Genomic DNA, 19,521 nt, shown 5'->3' on the forward strand with positions numbered 1-19,521 from the left:
GGGTTTCTTTGTTTCAGTGGCGAAGGTTGGTCGGGCAGGCGAGGCGGCATAGTCTGGTGGCTTCATCCCAGGAGCGGGGCGAACGGCCCGCTTCGGCGACGAGGATGGCGAAGAACATTCCAAACAGGCTCATCAGCAGGCAGACGATGGCGAAGCGGCGAGCAAGCATTGGGTCGTGTCTCCTTCAACGCGCTGGAGAATGCCCCAATGCCTCTGAACCGGCTCTGATGCCGGTGTTCATCTGCGGTTCAAATTGATTGACGGGATCTGGGCGGGTCGCCGGCGTGCGCGGCTACCGGCAGCGGGGGGCAAGAGCCCAGGGCTTGACGTGCCGGTGAAACGAAAACGGGGCCCGTCGGGCCCCGTCAGGATGTCACAAGGATAGGCTGATCAGAGCCTGTGCCAGGTCTGGCTCTTGCAGATCAGTCCGCCAAGCACGCAGCCGCTCATCTTGAGCGCGGTGCCCGACAATGTCGCCTTGCCCGAATAGGTCTTGTCGTTTGCAGGATCGGTGATGCTGCCGGCATATTTGTTGTCGCCCGCCGCCTTGAGCGAGCCGATCGTCTTGCCGGCATATTTGCCCGATTTGAGCGTGATGGAAAACGAGTCGCTGCCTGAAATGGCAGCGGTATCCCCGGCTTGCGTTTTCCAATTGCCCTCGATCGGATCGGCCGACGCCGCACCCGCCATGATCAATGTGGCTGCAAGAGCCAGGCTCACTTTTCGAAACATATCTTGCTCCCTTTGGATAGCCGGCCGAATTCTCCGCCTCGCCGGTCTGCCGCTTACGCAAACGTAAGCTAATCCAGCTCCTGGCAAAACAAAAGCGGTGCCGCTGCGGAAGATCTTGGCATTTCAAAGCCCCCTGAATTGACGCCGTCGGCGAGGAAATGAAAACGACCGGCGCGTCCTGTTTGTTTCCCGTGGTTAGCGGAGTGTTGATCGAGGCTCGGAAAATTTTCGTCGAATTTGACGAAAATCGGCTGAATTGCTGGCTTCGTATCCTTAACGAATTTCCACGTTTACCTATTGTTTTAGCTTTGTTTTCCTCAAATTAAGCACGCCATTTAACGGCGGATTCAAGCCTGATCGGCATTCTCGAAAGCATCGAAAGAGCGGCCCGGACAAGACGAACGGAGGCAGCTCTCGGGAGCCAAACAGGGGACTAAAATGGCACGTTTTGAAATGCTTGAAGCAGGTTTCGGCGCCATGGGAGCAACTGCCCAGGCCGACATTCTTTTCGAACTGGGCATGATGTATGCGACCGGTCGCGATTGCGAAACCGACGTCGTTGCCGCCCACAAATGGTTCAACATCGCCGCCATCAAGGGCTCGGCCCGTGCCGCGGAACTGCGCTCGGAACTGTCGGCCGCCATGTCGAAGGTCGAGATCGCCAAGGCGCTGCGCGAAGCCCGCGAATGGATGACCATGCACTAGATTTCCGGCAGGCGGGGACGCTCCGGCCAAGACCGCTCCAAGACGGTCGGGCCAAAACAGGGACAAGGCTGCGCAGACAGCCAGGCCACAGGCCATGAACGACAAGAATGCGGCAGCCGGACAGGCCCAAGCCGTGCGACGGACCATGATCCCGAAAAGAATCCGTTTCTTCGGATCATGGCAGGGACGACAGGGAAGGCCACGTTGGGGTTCGCGGCGCGGGGGCGCTGGGGAAACAGCCCGATAGGCAAACAGCCACGACCAGCCGGAACAAGGCTGGCGTGGCTTTTTGCGTCGATGAGGGTCCGCAGGCCCAATCGAGTGGCGCCAATGCGCCTAGACAGGCCCAATGAAGGATGAAATTGTCCCGCCTCTGGAAGAAGCGCGGCCGGGGCGGCCGCGCGTGAGTGGAGGAGTTCTATTGCCATGAAAAAAATGAGTATTTTGAGCGCGGCCATTTTCGGCCTGATGATGAGTGCGCCGGTGGCATTCGCCGACGACATCACCGTTTCGGTGGTCGGCCCGATGACCGGACAGCTCGCCACCATCGGCGACCAGTTCAAGCAGGGCGCACAGGCCGCCGCCGACGCCATCAACGCCGCCGGCGGCGTCAACGGCTCGATGATCAAGCTCGACATCGAGGACGACCAGTGCGATCCCAAGCAGGCCGTGTCGGTCGCCAACCGCATCGTCGCCAACGGCGTCAAGTTCATCGACGGCCATGCCTGCTCGGGCTCGAGCATTCCCGCTTCGGCCGTCTATGCCGAGGCCGGTGCGCTGATGATGAGCCCGGCTTCCTCGAACCCGGTGCTGACCGACGCGGCCGCCAAGGCCGGCTGGCCGACCATCATGCGCCTCTATACGCGTGACGATGCACAGGGCGCCTTCATCGGCCCGTGGATCGCCAAGAAATATGCCGGCAAGAATGTCGTCATCCTGCACGACAAGAGCGCTTACGGTCAGGGCGTGGCCGATGCCGTCAGGGCGACCATGAACACTGGCGGCCTCAAGGAAGTCTATTATGACGCCATCAATCCCGGCGAGAAGGACTATTCGGCGCTCGTCACCAAGCTGAAGGATCTCAAGGCCGACGTCGTCTATTTCGGCGGCTACCATCCTGAAGCCGGCCTGATCCTGCGTCAGTCGGCCGAACAAAACCTGAAGTTCCAGCTGATCATGCCGGACTCCATCGCCTCGCCGGAATTCTGGCAGGTTGCCGGCCCGGCTGGCGAAGGCACCATGTTCGTCTTCCCGTCGGACCCGCAGGCAAAGCCGGAAGCCAAGGCCGCTGTCGAGAAGATCAAGGCCGGCGGCTTCGTGCCGGAAGGCTTCACGCTGTTCTCCTACGCCGTGGTCCAGGCTTTCGCCGAAGGCATCAAGCGTGCCGGCAGCGACGATCCGGCCAAGGTTGCCGAGGCGTTGAAGAACGGCACGCCGATCAGCACCGTTGTCGGCGACGTCACCTTCGACGAGAAGGGCGACCTCAAGAACGCCAGCTACGACATCAACCAGTGGCATGACGGCAAGTACGCGCCGATCGCGCAGTAATCTCGGGTAATGATGTAATCCAAGGAAATGGCCGGGGTTTCCACCCCGGCCATTTTGTTGCCATTCGCGAAGCGTTCCGCTTATCGGCCCGCGGCAGCGGTCTGGGCGCTCTGTTCCTCTACGAACCGCACCAGCACAGTCCCGTCGGTGACCTGCGCCCCTTCCGCGGCGATCTCGGCAACCACCGCGTCATGCGGGGCGGCAATGGTGTGCTCCATCTTCATCGCCTCGAGGATCAGCAACGGTTGCCCCTTGATCACCGCGTCGCCCTTAGCCACGCGCACCAGCTTGACCAGCCCGGGCATCGGCGCGCGCAGGCTGCCGGAAGCGGCGGCCGCGTCGTCGCTCCGTGCCAACGGGTCCGTCACCGCGAATGTGTAGCCGACGGCGCCTTCGAACACCGTGATGTGGCCAGGCCAGCGGGCAAGGCGCGGAGCGGCGCGAAAATCATGCGAATTGGTGCTGTCATAGGGCGCATCGAGCGCCACCTGGAAGCGCCCGTCCGGCCGCACTGAAACCTTTGCCAGTATATCGGCCTCGCCGAACTTCAGCCGCGTGCGCCGCGCCACGCCGTGGAAATGCGCGTAGCCGGAAAGCGACGACCATGGGTCGTTCGATGGCGGCAAGGCTGCTGCGCCGGAGGCGGCAAGGGCTGCTGCCGAGACAATTTCGCCGGTCGGCAGCGCGACGCCGGTCAGTGCCGCCTGATGTCTGCCGATCAGGCCGGTGTCGACATCACCAGCACAAAAGTCGGGATCGGCGGCAAGGGCGGCAAGGAAACCGGTGTTGACGGTGGAACCGGCGATTTCGGTCCGCGACAGCGCCGCGCCGAGCGCTTCCAGCGCTGCTTGCCTGTCCTTTGCATGAACCACCAGCTTGGCGATCATCGGATCGTAATAGGGCGAGATGGCATCGCCGGCCCGCACGCCGGTCTCGACGCGCATCGTGGCGCCCTCGCAGGCCGCCTCAGGGAACTTCAGATGATGCAGCGTGCCCGTTGCGGGCAGGAACCCCTTTGCCGCATCCTCGGCATAGATGCGCGCCTCCAGGGCATGACCGCTCAGCGCGATCTCGCTCTGCGTCTTCGGCAGCTTTTCGCCGCTGGCAACCCGCAGCTGCCACTCGACCAGATCGGTGCCGGTGACCATTTCGGTGACGGGATGCTCGACCTGCAGGCGGGTGTTCATCTCCATGAACCAGAAGCGGTCGGGCTTGAGGCCTTGCGAGGCATCGACGATGAATTCGATGGTGCCGGCGCCTGAGTAGCCGATCGCCTTGGCGGCCTTCACTGCCGCTTCCGTCATCGCCTTGCGCAGCGCCGGCGTCATGCCGGGGGCAGGGGCTTCCTCGATCACCTTCTGGTGGCGGCGCTGCGCCGAGCAGTCGCGTTCGTAGAGATGCACCGCGTTGCCGAAATTGTCGCCGAACACCTGCACTTCTATGTGCCGTGGCTTGTCGACATATTTTTCGACAAGCACGCGGTCGTCGCCGAAAGCAGCCTTTGCCTCGCGCCGGGCGCTGGACAGCGCCTCGGAGAAATCATCGGGATGCTCGACGCGCCGCATGCCCTTGCCGCCGCCGCCGGCGCGCGCCTTGATCAGCACGGGATAGCCGATCTCGCGTGCCTTGGAGGCGAGCAGCACGATCTCCTGCGCTTCGCCATGATAGCCTGGAACGACGGGAACGCCGGCTTTCTCCATCAGCCGCTTGGCGGCGTCCTTCAGCCCCATGGCGCGGATCGAGGCCGCCGATGGGCCGATGAAGGTGAGCCCCGCCGCCACCACCTGGTCGACGAAATCAGGATTTTCCGACAGGAAGCCGTAACCGGGATGGATGGCCTGCGTCCCCGTCGAAAGCGCCGCCGCAACAATCCGGTCCCCCCGCAAGTAACTCTCACCGACCGGCGAGGGGCCGATGTGAACGGCCTCGTCGGCCATCTCGACATGCAGGGATTTCGCGTCGGCGTCAGAATAGACGGCGACGGTGTGCACGCCCATCTTGCGGGCCGTGCGGATGACACGGCAGGCGATCTCGCCCCGATTGGCGATCAGGATCTTGCTGAACATGGAGCCTCCGTAGCCAGGCCTTGCTGAAAGCGACGCAGGCGTTCCTTCGCGCCCCCTCTGGGTCGCAAACCTATATGGATAGGCTTTCCGTTTGCCGGATGCTGCCTTGCAGTTCGGCACTTGATATAGAGCGCCCCCTTACCAAGGGAGCGCTCTACGAGCGAAGCGCATGTGCCTATTTCGATGCCGAGATCGCGCAGCCGCCACTTGCGGTCTTTAGCTTCCAACGCGTCAATCCAGCCTGGCAGTTGCGCAGCGCCATCTCCTCCGCGGCCTTCTGGGAAGGTGCGTTGAGCTTCGTCCCGCAGATGATGTAGAGGTCGACGACTCGCGAATAAAAGGTCGCGGCGTAGGCCGAATGACCGCTCGCCGCAACGTAGCCCTTGTAGGCAACGTTGCATTCGCCCGAGCCCACGGTCGGCGGAAAACGCACGTCTCCCTTGCTTCCTGCGAGTGATCCGGCCTGGCCGGCGCCAGCTGTGGTGAATATTAGTATGGATGCAAGTATCGAGGCAGCCATCCCCCGGCAATATTTCAGTTCCATTCCCACCCTGTCCCCATTGCATTGCACGGGACAAGCAGTAGCGAATATTTTGTCTCGACGCCAGTTCGCCAGCGGAGATTCGACGCTGCCTATGCTGATGAATCGATTGGTCCATACAGTTCAACCCTTCCGGAGCGCAGCAACGGTTCGCCGGTATAGTTCCGCCGTATGCTCGTCGAAGCAGCAGAAGATGACGGTTTCGGGCATGGGTTTCTCTTCAATGATCATGCTGACAGTACCGACGGCGATTTCGGTCGCCTCAGCCCTGGGGTAGCGGTAAACACCGGTCGAGATCGCGGGAAACGCCACCGAATGGCAATCATTGGCGGTCGCGAGTTCCAGCGACCTGCGATAGCAAGAGGCCAGCAGTTCGGCTTCGCCCTTGCCGCCGCCCTGCCAGACCGGCCCGACCGTGTGGATGACATGTCGAGCCGGCAGCTTGTAACCCTTGGTGATCTTGGCGTCGCCGACCCTGCATCCGTTCAACATCCGGCATTCGACCTCGAGCTCACGACCCGCCGCGCGGTGGATGGCGCCATCGACTCCACCGCCGCCGAGAAGCGAGGTGTTGGCGGCATTGACGATGGCGTCGACATCCAGCTTCGTGATGTCCCCGGTGTGAATGCGGATCCTGTCCAACGCCTTGCTCATCTCACATCCTGAACACGCCGAAGCGCGTGTCCTCGATCTCGGCGTTGAGCGACGCGGAAAGGCTGAGCGCCAGCACCTCGCGCGTCTTCGCCGGATCGATGATGCCGTCGTCCCAGAGGCGGGCCGACGAGTAGAGCGGATGGCCCTCATGCTCGTATTTCATCAGGATCGGCTTCTTGAATTTCGCTTCCTCCTCGGCGCTCCACTCGCCGCCCTTGCGCTCGATGCCTTCGCGCTTGACCATGGCGAGCACGGTTGCCGCCTGTTCGCCGCCCATCACCGAGATGCGCGCATTCGGCCACATCCACAGGAAGCGCGGCGAGTAAGCGCGGCCGCACATGCCGTAATTGCCGGCGCCGAACGAGCCGCCGATGATCACGGTCACCTTCGGCACCCTGGCGGTGGCAACCGCCATCACCAGCTTGGCGCCATCCTTGGCAATGCCGCCGGCCTCGTATTTCCGGCCGACCATGAAGCCGGTGATGTTCTGCAGAAAGACCAGCGGGATCCCGCGCTGGCAGCACAGCTCGATGAAATGCGCGCCCTTCAGCGCGCTTTCGGAAAACAGCACGCCATTGTTGGCGATGATGCCGACCGGCATGCCGTGGAGATGGGCAAAACCGGTGATCAGCGTCGTGCCGTAATTCTGCTTGAACTCGTCGAACTCGGAACCGTCGACGAGGCGCGCGATCACCTCGCGCACGTCATAGGGCTGGCGCAAATCGGTCGGCACGACGCCGTAGAGTTCATCCGCCGGATGAAGCGGCGGAATCGATCTCTGTAAGTTCAGGCTTACGGTCTTGTTCCGATTCAGGTTTTTGACTATGCGCCGGCAGATGGCGAGCGCATGTTCGTCGTCCATCGCATAGTGGTCGGCAACGCCGGAGAGCCGCGTATGCACATCCGCGCCCCCCAGATCCTCGGCGCTGACGTCCTCGCCGGTGGCCGCCTTCACCAGCGGTGGGCCGCCGAGAAAAATGGTTGCCTGGTTGCGCACCATGATCGTCTCGTCCGACATCGCCGGCACATAGGCGCCTCCGGCCGTGCAGGACCCCATGACACAGGCGATCTGCGGGATGCCGGCAGCCGACATGTTGGCCTGGTTGTAGAAGATGCGGCCGAAATGCTCGCGGTCGGGAAACACCTCGTCCTGGTTGGGCAGATTGGCGCCGCCGCTGTCGACCAGATAGATGCAGGGCAGATTGTTCTGCAGCGCGATTTCCTGCGCGCGCAGATGCTTTTTCACCGTCAATGGATAGTAGGTGCCGCCCTTCACCGTGGCATCGTTGACGACGACCATCACCTCGGTGCCCTCGACCCGGCCGACGCCGGCGATCATGCCGGCCGAGGAAATCTCCTCGCCATACATCGACCACGCCGCGAACTGGCCGATCTCGAGGAAGGGCGAACCAGTGTCGAGCAATTGTGCCAGGCGTTCGCGCGGCAGCAGCTTGCCACGCGAAATATGGCGCTCGCGCGCCTCCTCCGAGCCGCCGCGCTCGACGGTCACGGCCTTTTCGGCGATGTCGGCGACCAGCGCGCGCATGCGATCGGCATTGGCGCGGAAGATGTCGGAGGAGGGGGAGATCTGAGTCTGCAGGACGGCCATGCTCACACCCCCTCCGCCATGATCTCGCGGCCGATGAGCCAGCGCCGGATTTCGCTGGTGCCGGCGCCGATCTCGTAAAGCTTGGCGTCGCGCAGCAGCCGGCCGGTCGGATAATCGTTGATGTAGCCGTTGCCGCCCAGCAGCTGGATGGCGTCCAACGCCATCTGCGTCGCCTTTTCGGCGGCGAACAAAACACAGCCGGCGGCGTCCTTGCGGGTGGTCTGGCCGCGGTCGCAGGCGGCCGCGACGGCGTAGACGTAGGCGCGCGCGGCGTTCATCACCGTGTACATGTCGGCAAGCTTGCCTTGCACCAGCTGAAACTCGCCGATCGGCTGGCCGAACTGCTTGCGTTCGTGCACATAGGGAATCACCACGTCGAGGCAGGCTGCCATCAGGCCGATCGGGCCGCCGGCGAGCACCGTGCGCTCATAGTCTAGGCCCGACATCAGCACCTCGACGCCGCGTCCTTCCTCATGCAGCAAATTGTCGAACGGCACCTCGACATTTTCAAACACCAGTTCGCCGGTGCTGGAACCGCGCATGCCGAGCTTGTCGAGTTTCTGCGCCACGGAAAACCCTGCAAAAGCCTTTTCGACGATGAAGGCGGTGATGCCGCGCGATTTCCGCTCCGGATCGGTCTTGGCATAGACAACCAGCGTATCCGCGTCCGGGCCGTTGGTGATCCACATCTTGGTGCCGTTGAGCACATAGCGGTCATTGCGCTTTTCGGCGCGCAGTTTGAGCGAGACGACGTCCGAGCCGGCGCCGGATTCAGACATCGCCAACGCGCCGACACGCTCGCCCGAACACAGCGGCGGCAGGAACTTTTCCTTCTGCGCCGGCGTCGCCCAGCGGTTGATCTGGTTGACGCAGAGGTTGGAGTGGGCGCCGTAGGAAAGACCGACCGAAGCCGACGCGCGGGAGATTTCCTCCACCGCAATCACATGGGCGAGATAACCCATGCCGCTGCCGCCGAAATCGGGATCGGCGGTGATGCCGAGCAGGCCGAGTTCGCCGAGCTCGCGCCACAGATGCACCGGAAATTCGTTCTGGCGGTCGATATCGCCGGCGATCGGGGCGATCCTGTCCTGGGCGAAGCGCCGCACCATATCGCGCAGCGCCTCGATGTCCTCGTCATGCCCGAAGCTGAGCGTGTTGGTGTACATGGCGTTCCTCCCGCCGCATGACCTCGAAAATCGACTTCGATTTTCGGAAAGGATCATGCGCAAAATTCAAGTGCTACAGCGTCCTTTGCACGTCCGAGGGACGTGCGGCGCTGTCGGTATCCATCCTCGCGCCAACCAGGCGCATTGTCATCGAAAGATATGTCGCCGTCACTTCAGTGACCGACAGCCGCTCGCCCGGGCGAAACCAGACGATGACGCCGGTCATCATCTGGATCAGCGCCATGGCCGTCAGACCGGTGTCCTCGATGCTGAAGTCGCCGGCCTCGGCGCCTTCGCGCAGGATGCTGCGCAGTTCCTTTTCGTAGGCTGTGCGCATGCGCAGGATCTGTGTCAGCCTGTCGGGCGACAGGCTGCGCAGTTCCATGTTCGACACATGCGTGGCATGCCGGCGCTCGATGTGGAAGGCGATGTGGTTGCGCACATAGGCCGCAAGCTGCTCCGCCGGATCTGCATCGGTTGGCCTCGCGTGTTCCCAGGCCTGGCGAAGCCCCTCCATGTGCTCGCGCATCAGCGTGAACAGCAGGTCTTCCTTGGTCGGGAAATAGCGGTAGAGCGCGGCCGCCTGCACGCCGACCTCGGCCGCCAGCCGCCGCATCGACATCGCCTCGTAGCCATGGCGTGCGATCAGGTTGACCGCCGCTTCGCGGACTGCCGCCTCGGTTCGCTCGCCGTCGGATCCCGTGGTGCGCGCCATGTTCGCCTCGTCAAGCCGACAATAATAAAACGAACGTTCAATTAATTCAAGAGTGTCGGGCTAGTCAAGTAATGCGCATGCGCCTATGCGACGATTTTGAAATCTCCAGGCGCGGTCCAGGTCTCGATCTCCTCGACATCGACCCGCGAGACTGAAGCGCCCACCGGGCCCTGCCAAAGCCGTTCGATCATGGACGAAACCGCCGTTTCGGCGCCGGCGAGCCATGCCGTTACCGTGCCGTCTCTTTCGTTGCGCACCCAGCCCACCAGCCCAAGCCCTGCCGCTTCGCCTCTCGCCCAGATCCTGTAGCCGACGCCTTGCACCCTGCCGTGTACGCGGGCCTGCACGGCCCTTTTCCGATCGTTCATCGTGCGCTCCCTTGCATAGAGTCTGGCGCAGGATCGAGCGAAGGCAACTGGCTTGAGGGGGACTATCGAACAGAAGCCGAGGCTTGCTCGCAAGATGGATGACTTGATCCAATAAAAAGTTGACTTGATCAACTTTTACGCAATGATCCATCGATGTGGAATCTCAGGGAGGGCGCATGACATGCCAGCCGATCGGAGTGCCTTGGTCCGCGATCTCAGATGCTTCAACCGGTTCTATACCGGCCTGGTCGGGCTGCTCGACGAAACCTTGACGCACAGCGCCTTTACGCTGACCGAGGCGCGGGTGCTGTTCGAACTGGGCCGTCGACCTGGCCGTATTGCTGCCGCCCCTGGCGGCAAGGCAGGCTTTCTGGCACGGGCGTTTCAAACCGATTTCGGGCCAGCAGCGTCCGGCATTGCCAGGGAACTCCAACTGGATCCGGCCTATGTCACGAGAATCCTTAGAAAACTCTTTGCCGCGGGCTTCACCGAAATGCGCACCGGCCCTGGGGCTCTGCGCGGTCGCGTCCTCTCGCTCACCGTTCGCGGCCAGGCCGCGCTTGCCACACTCCAGGCAGCCGCGGATCGCGATCTCACCCGCCTGACCGTGGACCTGGGCGACGAGGAAGCGGCCGAGTTGTCGGATATATTGGCACGCGTCAGGCATCTGCTAAGCGCAGCGCCAGCATCCGAACGCAGCTGAATTGCCTAGTTCCCCCGCGCCGCCGCCAGCGCGCCCGGCAATTCCTCGGCAAAGATATCCAGTTCGTGGTCGAGGCCGACGCTGACGCGAATGCAGCGGTCGAGTCCTGGCGCCATCGGCTTGCGGATGAACACATCACGTGACAGCAGACCTTGCAGCACTTTCAGCGCGAAGGGGCCGTCATGGCCGCAGTCGATGGTGACGAAATTGGTCGCCGAGGCCAGCGGCTTCAACCCGTTCTGCTCGGCGATATCAGCGATGCGCCGGCGCCCGGCAGACACCCGCGCCACCACCGTCTCGAGATAGGGCTGGTCGGCGAGTGCCTCGACGCCGGCGATCTGCGCCATGCGGCTGACGCCGTAATGGTTGCGGATCTTCTCGAAGTCGCGGATCACCTGCGCCTCCGCAATCGCATAGCCGCAGCGTATCCCGGCAAGCCCATAAGCCTTTGAAAAGGTTCGCATGCGGATGACATTTGGTCGCGAGATATCGATCGGCGGCAGGGCCGAGGCCGGCCCCAATTCGCCATAGGCCTCGTCGAGCACCAGCATGGTGGTCTCAGGCAATGCCTCGATGAAGCGGATCACCTCGTCCGCTTCCCACCAACTGCCCATCGGATTGTCCGGGTTGGACAGATAGACCAGCGGGGCCTTCTCCTTGACGACCGCCTTAAGCAAACCATCCAGGCTTTCGCGGTCGTTCTCGTAAGGGACTGTCACCAGCCGCCCGCCGACGCCGGCAATATGGAAGTTGAAGGTTGGATAAGCGCCGAGCGAGGTGACCACGGCATCGCCAGCCGCCACATACATGCGCGCCACCAGGCTGAGCAGCCCGTCGATGCCTTCGCCGACAACGACGTTCTCGATCGCCACGTCATGATGCGCGGCAGCCGCGACCTTCAGCTCGTAATTGTCGGGATCGCAATACATCCACTGATCGCGCGCCACGCGCTCCATGCGGGCGATGACGCGTGGCGATGGGCCAAAACTGCTCTCATTGGCGCCGATGCGGGCACGAAAAGCCCGCCCGCGTTCACGCTCCTGCGCTTCCGGGCCGACAAAAGGCACGGTCGAGGGAAGTGCTGCGATAAGCGGCGAAAGGGCAGGGCGCAGACGCATGGGGGAAGCTCGCTTGGAAAGGGCCTCCTTGCTAGCGTGACCAGCCTGGCCGTGCAAGCACCCTGCGATCTGCAGCCGTAACGCCGGATTCCGTCGCCTCTTTTTGCTAGCGAAGGACCATGAACAATCGTCTGCCGCCCGCCTGGTCGAAGCATCAGAAAATTTCGTCCGGACCGAAATCACCCATCCGAAAGCAAGCCCACTACCCGTGCACAGGCTGATGATGCATTGCTCAGGCAGGCTGTCGAATTGCATCGGGCAAATCGGTTGCTGGATGCGGAGGCACTTTGTCAGCGCGTATTGGCTCATAAACTGGACATCCTTTGCGCTCGGCCTAGACCAAATGGCCATTCGGTTTGTTGAGCGAGTGGTAAAAGAGGTCCCTCAAAATCTGCACTACCATTTGACACTGGGTGAGACCTATTTGAAGGTCGGCGAGCATGTGCATGCGATGAGGCATTTGAACGTGCTTGCGAGCTGAATGCCGACTGGGTTGAGGCGCTTTGCGCGCTGGTCGCGCCTACGCCGAATTCGGCAAGGCCGACATCGTGGCGCCGCCTTATGAGAAAGCGCTCAAGATCGACGGCGGCCGTCCCGCTATCCGGATGGGGCTGGCCAATGCGCTTGTGAGTCTCGGCCGGATGGTTGAGGCGACATGGCCTGATTGATGTGATTCGAAGTCTGCAGGGCATAGGGTGGCGGAGAGGATGGGATTCGAACCCACGAGAAGCTTTTGACCTCTACTCCCTTAGCAGGGGAGCGCCTTCGACCACTCGGCCACCTCTCCGTTGCGCCGCTGGATAAAGAAAAGCGCCGGCACAATCAACAAGCCCCGGCCATTATCTCGGAAAAAGAAGTCATTCTGTCGAAAAATAATCGCATGCCGCGCCGTGGCTTTCCCAGCGGCGGCGGTTCTGCGGCGAATCCCTGGCACGTGATTCGTCGCCTCGCCTTGATTCCGTCAGCCGGTTGCCGGATGTGCCCGTGAATATGGGGGTTAGGGCGGCCCTGATGGTTAACGAGTGCTTTCTGAGTTGGGCCAAGTCGCGTCATTTGTGCAACAACGCTGGGGGATAGCAGCCGAACAGCCCTTTCGTCCGTAGGCCAGGCTGTTCGCCGCCATCAGGAGCCGCAGCGAGGATGCCTACAGGCTTTCAGTCTTCCTGGTCGACAGCGGCTGCCGTCTCGGCGGGGCGCTCGGACTGATCTTGAACGACATCCAGGAACATCGCGTTTCCTTCTGGATCACCAAATCCGGCCTCAGCCGCGCCATTCCGATGACCGAACGGGGTCAGGCCGGCGCGGCGAAGCCAGCGAAAGCGTCAGGGAAAAGCTCAAAGGCCAAATAGTTCCAAAGGCCTGTATATACTGTCATGGTGACCTCAGGACCAGATCTGGTCTTAGGGTTTACTTTGTTTGGTGTCTGCGCTCAGCCCGATCGAGGAAGGTCGCTATATCGCCGGGCAAGCTGCCAGTTTCGAGGAAAGGGGCGTGGCCCTGGCCCTCGACCGCGATCGCTTCGATCATCGGATGGCGCTGGCGCATCTGCTCCAGAGTTTCAGGCGACAACAGCCTGGAATTGGCGCCACGGATAGCGAGCAGGGGAATGGCTACCAACGCCTCGAACTGCGGCCACAGCGCCGGCAATGGCTGTGACAGGTCAAGATTGGCGACCATATCGACCAGTTTCGGATCAAAATCCGGCAACAGCCCTTGATCCGTCTCACGGTAGAGCGCTCCCACCATCCGCGTCCAGTCGGCGTCGGTGAGCTTGGAAAAATCCTTGCCGTGAACGCTGCGCTGGGCATCCATCGCCTCGGTGAAGGTTTTCGGCTTCGACGTGCGTTCGAGATAGGACTGGATGTGGGCGAGGCCGGCCGGCTCGATCACCGGCCCGATGTCGTTGAAAACAATGGCTTTCAGCACGGCCGGGCGCAGCGCGCCAAGCACATGGATGATCAGCCCGCCGCGTGAGGTGCCGATGAAGGCCGCCCCCTCAATGCCAAGCGCGGCCAGCCCGGCAAGGATGTCGCTGGCCTCGACGCCGACATTGTAGTGGCTGACATCGGGATCGTAGGCCGACTGTCCGCGTCCGCGATAGTCGAAGGCAACCACTTGGCGCGGTACCGGCGATCGCGTCGAAAGATAAAGTGCCAGCTCATGAAAATCCCGCGCGTTGCGGGTCAGGCCGGGCAGGCAGATGACCGGCCAATGTCCGGGCTTCGCTTCGCCATAGAGGCGGGCATGAAGTCTCAGCCCGTCTGGCGCTACGTAGAAGAAGTCGGGAAAACCTCCGGTGCTCGACATCTGAAAGGACTCCCTGTCTGGATCGTCTGCGACTGCTACAGACGAGGGCAGGGATGGTCAAATAGAAGGAGCGACGCTCGGTCGCCTCTCAAGCCGTCAGCGTCCTCAGTTGCGCCCGTTCACGAGGTCGCCGACAATGTCGTATTTGCCGGAAATACGCATCTTGTAGACCTCGTAATTCTCCATCACGCGCTGCACGTAACTTCTTGTTTCCGTGTAGGGAATCCGCTCGATCCAGTCCACCACCGCATCGATGTCCTTGCCGCGCGGGTCGCCGTATTTCGCCACCCACTGGCTGGCCCGGTTGGGGCCGGCATTGTAGCCGGCGAAGGTCAGCACGTAGGAGCCGTTGAAGCGATCGAGCTGCTCGCCGAGGAAGGCCGAGCCGAGTGTGGCGTTGTAGCCGGCGTCGGTGGTCAGCCGTGCCTGCGAAAACTGCAACCCGGCCTTCTTCGCCAGTTGCTTGGCGGTTCCCGGCATCAGCTGCAGCAGCCCGCGCGCGCCGGCGCTGGATACGGCACCGATGTTGAATTCGCTCTCCTGGCGGGCAATCGCATAGGCAAGCGCCTTGCCCGAGCCGGAAATATTGGCCGAATCAGGAATGACGCCGAGCGGATGCGACAGCGCGCCGACATCGATGCTGCGCGCGCCGGCGATCTTGCCGACCTTCAGCGCCATGAAATGGTTGCCCTGCTTCTCGGCAAGGACAGCAAGCAGCGCCAGTTCGCCTGGGCTGGTCAACTGGCCGGCGAGGTCGCGATAGAGCGTTTCGGCATAGCGATCATAGCCTGCCTCCTGCAGCCGCTTGATCGCGCTGACCGCCTCGCGGCCGGCAAAATTCTGCCGGTCGGCGGCACTGGGCATGGGATAGACGATGTTGAGCGCCTGCCGGCCGACACGTTCGGCGGCAAGCTGCCCGTAAAAGGTCGTCCCATAATTGGCGGCGCGCCCAAAATAGTCCTTGGCGCTGCCGGGACCGCCGACTTCCGCGGCACGGCCGAGCCAGTAATAGGCGCGCGACAGGGTCATCGGCCCTTGGGCAAGGTCGGCGATGCGCGAAAAATGCGTCGCGGCAAGCTTGGGGTCGTTGAGGCCACGCAGCGCATACCAGCCGGCATGGAACTCGGCCTCGGCCGCATTGGCTGCACTTTCGGCGGCATGCGTGGCGACAATCGTGTACGCCGTCTTCATGTCGCCTTGGTCAACCAGTTCGCGCGACAGCACCCGGCGCTCGACCCACCAGGCGTCCGGGTCGACCAGAGCCTCGCGGTCCGTCGGCGCCTTCATCACCACGGCGGCGGCGCCAGCAAAATCCTCCTGCTTGCGCAGATACTCGGCCTGCGCGAAGAAATAGCCGGCAGAACGCTGGGATGCCGGGACCGCCTTCAACAGCTTCAACGCATTCCTGTCGCCTCTGTCGGCCGCGGCCCAGGCCTCGGCAAACTGCTGGGCGCCGGCAAGACCGGCAATGCGCAGCGCGGAATTCACCCGGTCGGCATAAAACATACGGTCCATGCGAAAACGGTGGTCGGCGGCAGGGATAAGACCGCCGAATTCCTTGATCAGCGACGTCTCGTCCTTGGCTTCCAGGACCGTGGTGCGCCAAAACGGCGACAGCACCGAGCGTGCCGCCTTGAGATTGCCCGTCGCCACATAGGCGCGGGCGAGAACCATGACGCCTTCGAATGTCTGCGGCTGGCTGCCATCGAACGCCGCAATGACGATGTCGGAAGCGGGGTTTTCTCGATAGAGCGCCCGCTCGCTGTTCTTGCGCAAGGCAATGGTGCCCGGCCAGTTGGGCAGCATCTTCGCGGCGGCGGCGATGTCGCCGCTCGGAACCTTGTCGCCGCCGTATAGTGCGATCGCCCAGGCCAGTATGTGCTGGTCGAGCGATTGAGCGGGAAGCGCATCGCGAACACCGCGAGCGCCGGGAATATCACCGGCCGCCAGCGCGTCCAGCCCGCTCTTCAGCAGCAAGACGCTGGGCGAGGGGCCCTGCTGCGCGCTGTCCTGCGGGCTCGGCATCGGGATCGCCGCGGTGGCCCGCGCATCCACGCTGCCGCTGATCGCCACACCGGGCATCAGCGCGGCGATGGCGCCAAGCAGCGCGAAGAGGTGAGGCCGACGGGTCGGCATGGTCTCGTGTCTTCCTTGGTTCAGCATTCTACCAGCAGGCGAAGATACCTCGAAGCCTAGACTTAGGTCGTGAAGGGCTCGTAAACAAAGAGTTATCAAGGCTGTTCGAATTGCGCTTGCTGGCACCATGGCAATGCTTGCCGCGCAACCATGTCGAGACTATGGTGCGCCGCTTCGCTTTCGGTTAGAAGGCGCGCACGACAAACTGATCGACAAACACCGATGCATGTCGCCCAAAAGTGGATACCGGTTTTGGGACAGCGACATGCATAAACAAACAAGTCCCAAGGAGTTGGACGACATGCTGAGAGGCTCGCTTACTGCGCTCGTGACACCGTTCGAAAAGAGCGGACGTTTCGACGAGAAAGCCTTTCGCGCCTTTGTCGAATGGCAGCTCGCGGAAGGCACGACGGGTCTGGTTCCCGTTGGCACCACTGGCGAGTCGCCGACACTGTCGCACGATGAGCATCGCAATGTCGTCAAGGTCTGCATCGAGGTGGCCAAGGGCCGTGCTCCGGTCGTCGCCGGCGCCGGTTCCAACAACACGGCGGAAGCCGTCGGCCTCGTGCAGTATGCCGAAAAGGTTGGCGCCGATGCCGCCCTGGTCGTCACGCCCTATTACAACAAGCCGACGCAGCGCGGCCTCTACGAGCATTTCGCCGCCGTCGCCAGGGCGACCAAGCTGCCGATCATCATCTACAACATCCCGCCGCGTTCGGTGATTGACATGATGCCGGAGACGATGGGGCGGCTGGCTCACGACTTCAAGAACATCGTCGGCGTCAAGGACGCGACCGGCAAGGTCGAGCGTGTGTCCGAGCAGCGCATGACCTGCGGCAAGGATTTCATCCAGCTTTCTGGCGAGGACGCCTCGGCGCTCGGCTTCAACGCCCATGGCGGTGTCGGCTGCATTTCGGTGACTTCGAACGTCGCGCCGCGGCTGTGCGCCGAATTCCAGGAGGCGACGCTTTCCGGCGACAGCGCCAAGGCGCTGGAATTGCAGGATCGTCTCTTGCCCCTGCACAAGGCGATCTTCCTGGAGCCCGGCGTGTCCGGCGCCAAATACGCGCTGTCGAAGCTGGGCAAGGTCGAGAATGTGCTGCGGTCGCCGCTGGTCACGGTCGAGGAATCGACCGCGGCGAAGATCGATGCGGCCATGAAGCACGCCGGCTTGATTAATTGAGGATGAGGCGCCACCTCTCCACATCATGAATCAAGTCAGAAAAGCCGATCCCAACAACAAGACCGTTGCGGAAAACCGCAAGGCACGGTTTTCCTATGAGGTGCTCGACACGATCGAGGCCGGCTTGGTCCTGACCGGCACCGAGGTCAAGTCCCTGCGCCAGGGCCAGGCCAATATCCAGGACAGCTATGCCTCGGTCGAAGGCGGCGAGATCTGGCTGATCAATTCCTATCTGCCCGAATATCTGCAGGCCAACCGCTTCAACCACGAGCCCAGGCGGCGGCGCAAACTCCTGCTCAACAAGCGCGAGATGGCCAAGCTGTCGCAGAGCGTCGACCGCGAAGGCATGACGCTGGTGCCGCTGAAAATCTATTTCAACGACCAGGGCCGCGCCAAGCTGCTGCTCGCCGTCGGCCGCGGCAAGAAATTGCACGACAAGCGCGAGACCGAGAAACAGCGCGACTGGTCGCGTGAGAAGGGCCGGCTCTTGAAGGAGCGTGGGTGAGAGACATCAGGCGGTAGCCCTCGAAAAGCCAGTTTGGCTTCCAAATTTCGGGCAAGCGCAATCGGCAGATACCAGAGGGGATCGCTTTGAAGAACCGGATCATCCTCTGGGGATTGATGAGCCTGGCGTTTGCAGCGATGGCGGTGGCCGGCGGCTTCTTCTACTTCCACACCTATTCTCCCGACCGTAGCAAATATCCGGTCAGAGGCATCGACGTCTCGCATCATCAAGGCCAGATCGACTGGCGGCGCGTTGCCGCCGACGATGTCGCCTTCGCCGTCATCAAGGCGACCGAGGGCGGCGATCATGTCGATCGTGCTTTTGCCACCAATCTACGTGAGGCCCGCGCGGCCGGCCTTGCCGTAGGCGCCTATCATTTCTTCACCTTCTGCCGGCCCGGCGCCGACCAGGCGAAGAATTTCATCTCGGTGGTACCGCACGATCAGCCCTTGCTGCCGCCGGTCGTCGATGTCGAGTTCGGCGGCAACTGTCCGCAGCGCCCATCGCCCGAGCAACTGAATGCTGAACTCCAGGCTTTCCTCGGACCTGTCGAGCAGGCATTCGGCAAGACGGCGATCGTCTATCTGACCGATGAGGCCGAGGCTGCCTATGCCGGGCAGATCGCCGCTCGCCCGCTCTGGCTTCGCTCGCTGCTGGTGGAACCTGACCGCCACGACTGGATCTACTGGCAGTACCACAATCGCGGGCGCATAGACGGTATCGAGGGTGACGTCGACCTGAACGTTCTGCAGGGCGGGCCGGAGAAATTGGCGGCGCTGCTTGCGCCGGCGCATTGAGGAGTGAATCTATATCTTCAGGAACGCCGCGATCTCGCTGAAAACGCTGACGAACATCGCCTCGGTCAGCACGCCCGTATTGGTGTTGTAGCGTGAGCAGTGATAGCTGGAAAACAGCGTGATGCCAGCGGCCGGCAACTGCCCGCCATGCCTGAATGGATAGGCGGCGACGCGCTCGCCGAGCGCCCGCACGGTCGACTGGTGCGCGATCGATCCGAGCGCCAGCACCGCGCGTAGCTTGGGAAAGCGTGCAATCGTCGGCACCAGGAAGCTGCGGCAGGTCGAGATTTCGGCGCCGACAGGCTTGTTCTCCGGCGGCACGCAGCGCACGGCATTGGTGATCGCCGTGCCGACAAGCTCCAGCCCGTCATCGGGCCGCGCCTTGAACTCACCGCGTGCAAAGCCGTGCGCGATCAGCGTCGAGTAGAGCAGGTCGCCGGCATAGTCGCCGGTGAAGGGGCGGCCGGTGCGGTTGGCGCCGCGCAGACCAGGCGCCAGCCCGACGATCAGAAGTTGGACGGTGTCCTCACCCTGCGGCGGCAGGAAGGTCGGCACCGGCGCGTTGAACCATGACGGCTCGCGTTGCCGCCACTCGGCGATGAAGTCATGCAGCCGCGGGCAGAGCGGGCAGTCGCGGCTGGGTTCGGAAGCGGCGAGGGCGGTCAAGG

General features: G+C 62.6%; 20 protein-coding genes, 1 tRNA gene and 1 pseudogene. 8 read left to right on the plus strand and 14 right to left on the minus strand.

Annotated features, from left to right (window positions below):
* Positions 1-13 precede the first annotated feature (13 nt).
* Both CK226_RS34775 and CK226_RS06860 read right to left on the minus strand, forming a co-directional pair.
* Positions 14-169, minus strand: a complete 156-nt coding sequence (locus CK226_RS34775; RefSeq protein ID WP_179300980.1) for a hypothetical protein — start codon at positions 167-169, stop codon at positions 14-16.
* A 221-nt stretch (positions 170-390) separates the two neighbouring features.
* Positions 391-732, minus strand: coding sequence for a DUF2147 domain-containing protein (locus CK226_RS06860; protein ID WP_095770746.1), 342 nt, complete (start codon positions 730-732; stop codon positions 391-393).
* 438 nt (positions 733-1,170) lie between these two features.
* Between CK226_RS06860 and CK226_RS06865 the strand changes: the two genes are divergently transcribed.
* Both CK226_RS06865 and CK226_RS06870 read left to right on the plus strand, forming a co-directional pair.
* Positions 1,171-1,437 carry a sel1 repeat family protein gene (locus tag CK226_RS06865; RefSeq protein WP_010915070.1) on the plus strand — a complete coding sequence of 89 codons (267 nt, stop codon included), beginning with the start codon at positions 1,171-1,173 and terminating at the stop codon, positions 1,435-1,437.
* 426 nt (positions 1,438-1,863) lie between these two features.
* Positions 1,864-2,985 (plus strand): branched-chain amino acid ABC transporter substrate-binding protein, encoded by a 1,122-nt coding sequence (locus CK226_RS06870; protein ID WP_027046653.1) that lies wholly within the window; start codon positions 1,864-1,866, stop codon positions 2,983-2,985.
* 80 nt (positions 2,986-3,065) lie between these two features.
* On the opposite strand, the gene CK226_RS06875 is transcribed toward CK226_RS06870, so the two are convergent.
* The 7 genes from CK226_RS06875 to CK226_RS06905 form a co-directional block, all read right to left on the minus strand.
* Positions 3,066-5,051, minus strand: a complete 1,986-nt coding sequence (locus CK226_RS06875; protein ID WP_095791396.1) for an acetyl/propionyl/methylcrotonyl-CoA carboxylase subunit alpha — start codon at positions 5,049-5,051, stop codon at positions 3,066-3,068.
* Positions 5,052-5,226: 175 nt separating this feature from the next.
* Positions 5,227-5,595, minus strand: a complete 369-nt coding sequence (locus CK226_RS06880) for a hypothetical protein (RefSeq protein WP_095791397.1) — start codon at positions 5,593-5,595, stop codon at positions 5,227-5,229.
* A gap of 120 nt (positions 5,596-5,715) precedes the next feature.
* Complete coding sequence (locus CK226_RS06885) at positions 5,716-6,246, minus strand: O-acetyl-ADP-ribose deacetylase (protein WP_095791398.1); 531 nt, start codon at positions 6,244-6,246, stop codon at positions 5,716-5,718.
* Between the two features lies 1 nt (position 6,247).
* A complete protein-coding gene (locus CK226_RS06890) occupies positions 6,248-7,855 on the minus strand; it encodes a carboxyl transferase domain-containing protein (RefSeq protein ID WP_095791399.1) in 1,608 nt (535 codons plus the stop codon).
* Between the two features lie 2 nt (positions 7,856-7,857).
* Positions 7,858-9,021 (minus strand): isovaleryl-CoA dehydrogenase, encoded by a 1,164-nt coding sequence (locus CK226_RS06895; protein ID WP_095791400.1) that lies wholly within the window; start codon positions 9,019-9,021, stop codon positions 7,858-7,860.
* A gap of 73 nt (positions 9,022-9,094) precedes the next feature.
* Positions 9,095-9,736: a TetR/AcrR family transcriptional regulator gene (locus CK226_RS06900; RefSeq protein WP_095791401.1), complete on the minus strand. Its 642-nt coding sequence runs from the start codon at positions 9,734-9,736 to the stop codon at positions 9,095-9,097.
* Between the two features lie 83 nt (positions 9,737-9,819).
* Positions 9,820-10,104, minus strand: coding sequence for an acylphosphatase (locus CK226_RS06905; RefSeq protein ID WP_095791402.1), 285 nt, complete (start codon positions 10,102-10,104; stop codon positions 9,820-9,822).
* A 181-nt stretch (positions 10,105-10,285) separates the two neighbouring features.
* Here CK226_RS06905 and CK226_RS06910 point away from each other — a divergent pair, with 181 nt between their 5' ends.
* Positions 10,286-10,807, plus strand: a complete 522-nt coding sequence (locus CK226_RS06910) for a MarR family winged helix-turn-helix transcriptional regulator (RefSeq protein WP_095791403.1) — start codon at positions 10,286-10,288, stop codon at positions 10,805-10,807.
* Positions 10,808-10,812: 5 nt separating this feature from the next.
* Here CK226_RS06910 and CK226_RS06915 read toward each other — a convergent pair whose 3' ends face one another.
* Positions 10,813-11,925: a pyridoxal phosphate-dependent aminotransferase gene (locus CK226_RS06915; RefSeq protein ID WP_095791404.1), complete on the minus strand. Its 1,113-nt coding sequence runs from the start codon at positions 11,923-11,925 to the stop codon at positions 10,813-10,815.
* 503 nt (positions 11,926-12,428) lie between these two features.
* On the opposite strand from CK226_RS06915, the gene CK226_RS35460 reads away from it, so the two are divergent.
* Entirely contained in the window at positions 12,429-12,593 is a 165-nt protein-coding gene (locus CK226_RS35460) for a hypothetical protein (RefSeq protein WP_245318002.1), read from the plus strand.
* Between the two features lie 28 nt (positions 12,594-12,621).
* Here CK226_RS35460 and CK226_RS06925 read toward each other — a convergent pair.
* Positions 12,622-12,712: transfer RNA gene (locus CK226_RS06925), tRNA-Ser, on the minus strand.
* Positions 12,713-13,031: 319 nt separating this feature from the next.
* On the opposite strand from CK226_RS06925, the pseudogene CK226_RS06930 reads away from it, so the two are divergent.
* Positions 13,032-13,220 (plus strand): annotated as a pseudogene (locus tag CK226_RS06930) (site-specific integrase); the annotation flags it as partial.
* 112 nt (positions 13,221-13,332) lie between these two features.
* On the opposite strand, the gene CK226_RS06935 reads toward CK226_RS06930, so the two are convergent.
* Both CK226_RS06935 and CK226_RS06940 read right to left on the minus strand, forming a co-directional pair.
* Positions 13,333-14,232 carry an alpha/beta hydrolase gene (locus tag CK226_RS06935; protein ID WP_095791405.1) on the minus strand — a complete coding sequence of 300 codons (900 nt, stop codon included), beginning with the start codon at positions 14,230-14,232 and terminating at the stop codon, positions 13,333-13,335.
* A 105-nt stretch (positions 14,233-14,337) separates the two neighbouring features.
* Positions 14,338-16,368 (minus strand): lytic transglycosylase domain-containing protein, encoded by a 2,031-nt coding sequence (locus CK226_RS06940; RefSeq protein ID WP_095791456.1) that lies wholly within the window; start codon positions 16,366-16,368, stop codon positions 14,338-14,340.
* Between the two features lie 301 nt (positions 16,369-16,669).
* Here CK226_RS06940 and dapA point away from each other — a divergent pair, with 301 nt between their 5' ends.
* The 3 genes from dapA (at position 16,670) to CK226_RS06955 (ending at position 18,853) form a co-directional block, all read left to right on the plus strand.
* On the plus strand, positions 16,670-17,551 hold the full coding sequence (dapA, locus tag CK226_RS06945) for a 4-hydroxy-tetrahydrodipicolinate synthase (RefSeq protein WP_095791457.1): 882 nt from the start codon (positions 16,670-16,672) through the stop codon (positions 17,549-17,551).
* Between the two features lie 25 nt (positions 17,552-17,576).
* On the plus strand, positions 17,577-18,056 hold the full coding sequence (gene smpB, locus CK226_RS06950; RefSeq protein WP_006202221.1) for an SsrA-binding protein SmpB: 480 nt from the start codon (positions 17,577-17,579) through the stop codon (positions 18,054-18,056).
* 86 nt (positions 18,057-18,142) lie between these two features.
* Complete coding sequence (locus tag CK226_RS06955; protein WP_095791406.1) at positions 18,143-18,853, plus strand: GH25 family lysozyme; 711 nt, start codon at positions 18,143-18,145, stop codon at positions 18,851-18,853.
* A 9-nt stretch (positions 18,854-18,862) separates the two neighbouring features.
* Here CK226_RS06955 and CK226_RS06960 read toward each other — a convergent pair whose 3' ends face one another.
* The gene (locus tag CK226_RS06960) at positions 18,863-19,519 is read right to left on the minus strand and encodes a uracil-DNA glycosylase (protein WP_095791407.1); all 657 of its coding nucleotides are present in this window, start codon (positions 19,517-19,519) and stop codon (positions 18,863-18,865) included.
* Between the last annotated feature and the right edge of the window lie 2 nt (positions 19,520-19,521).

The organism is Mesorhizobium sp. WSM4311 (assembly GCF_002295115.1).
Lineage (GTDB): Bacteria > Pseudomonadota > Alphaproteobacteria > Rhizobiales > Rhizobiaceae > Mesorhizobium.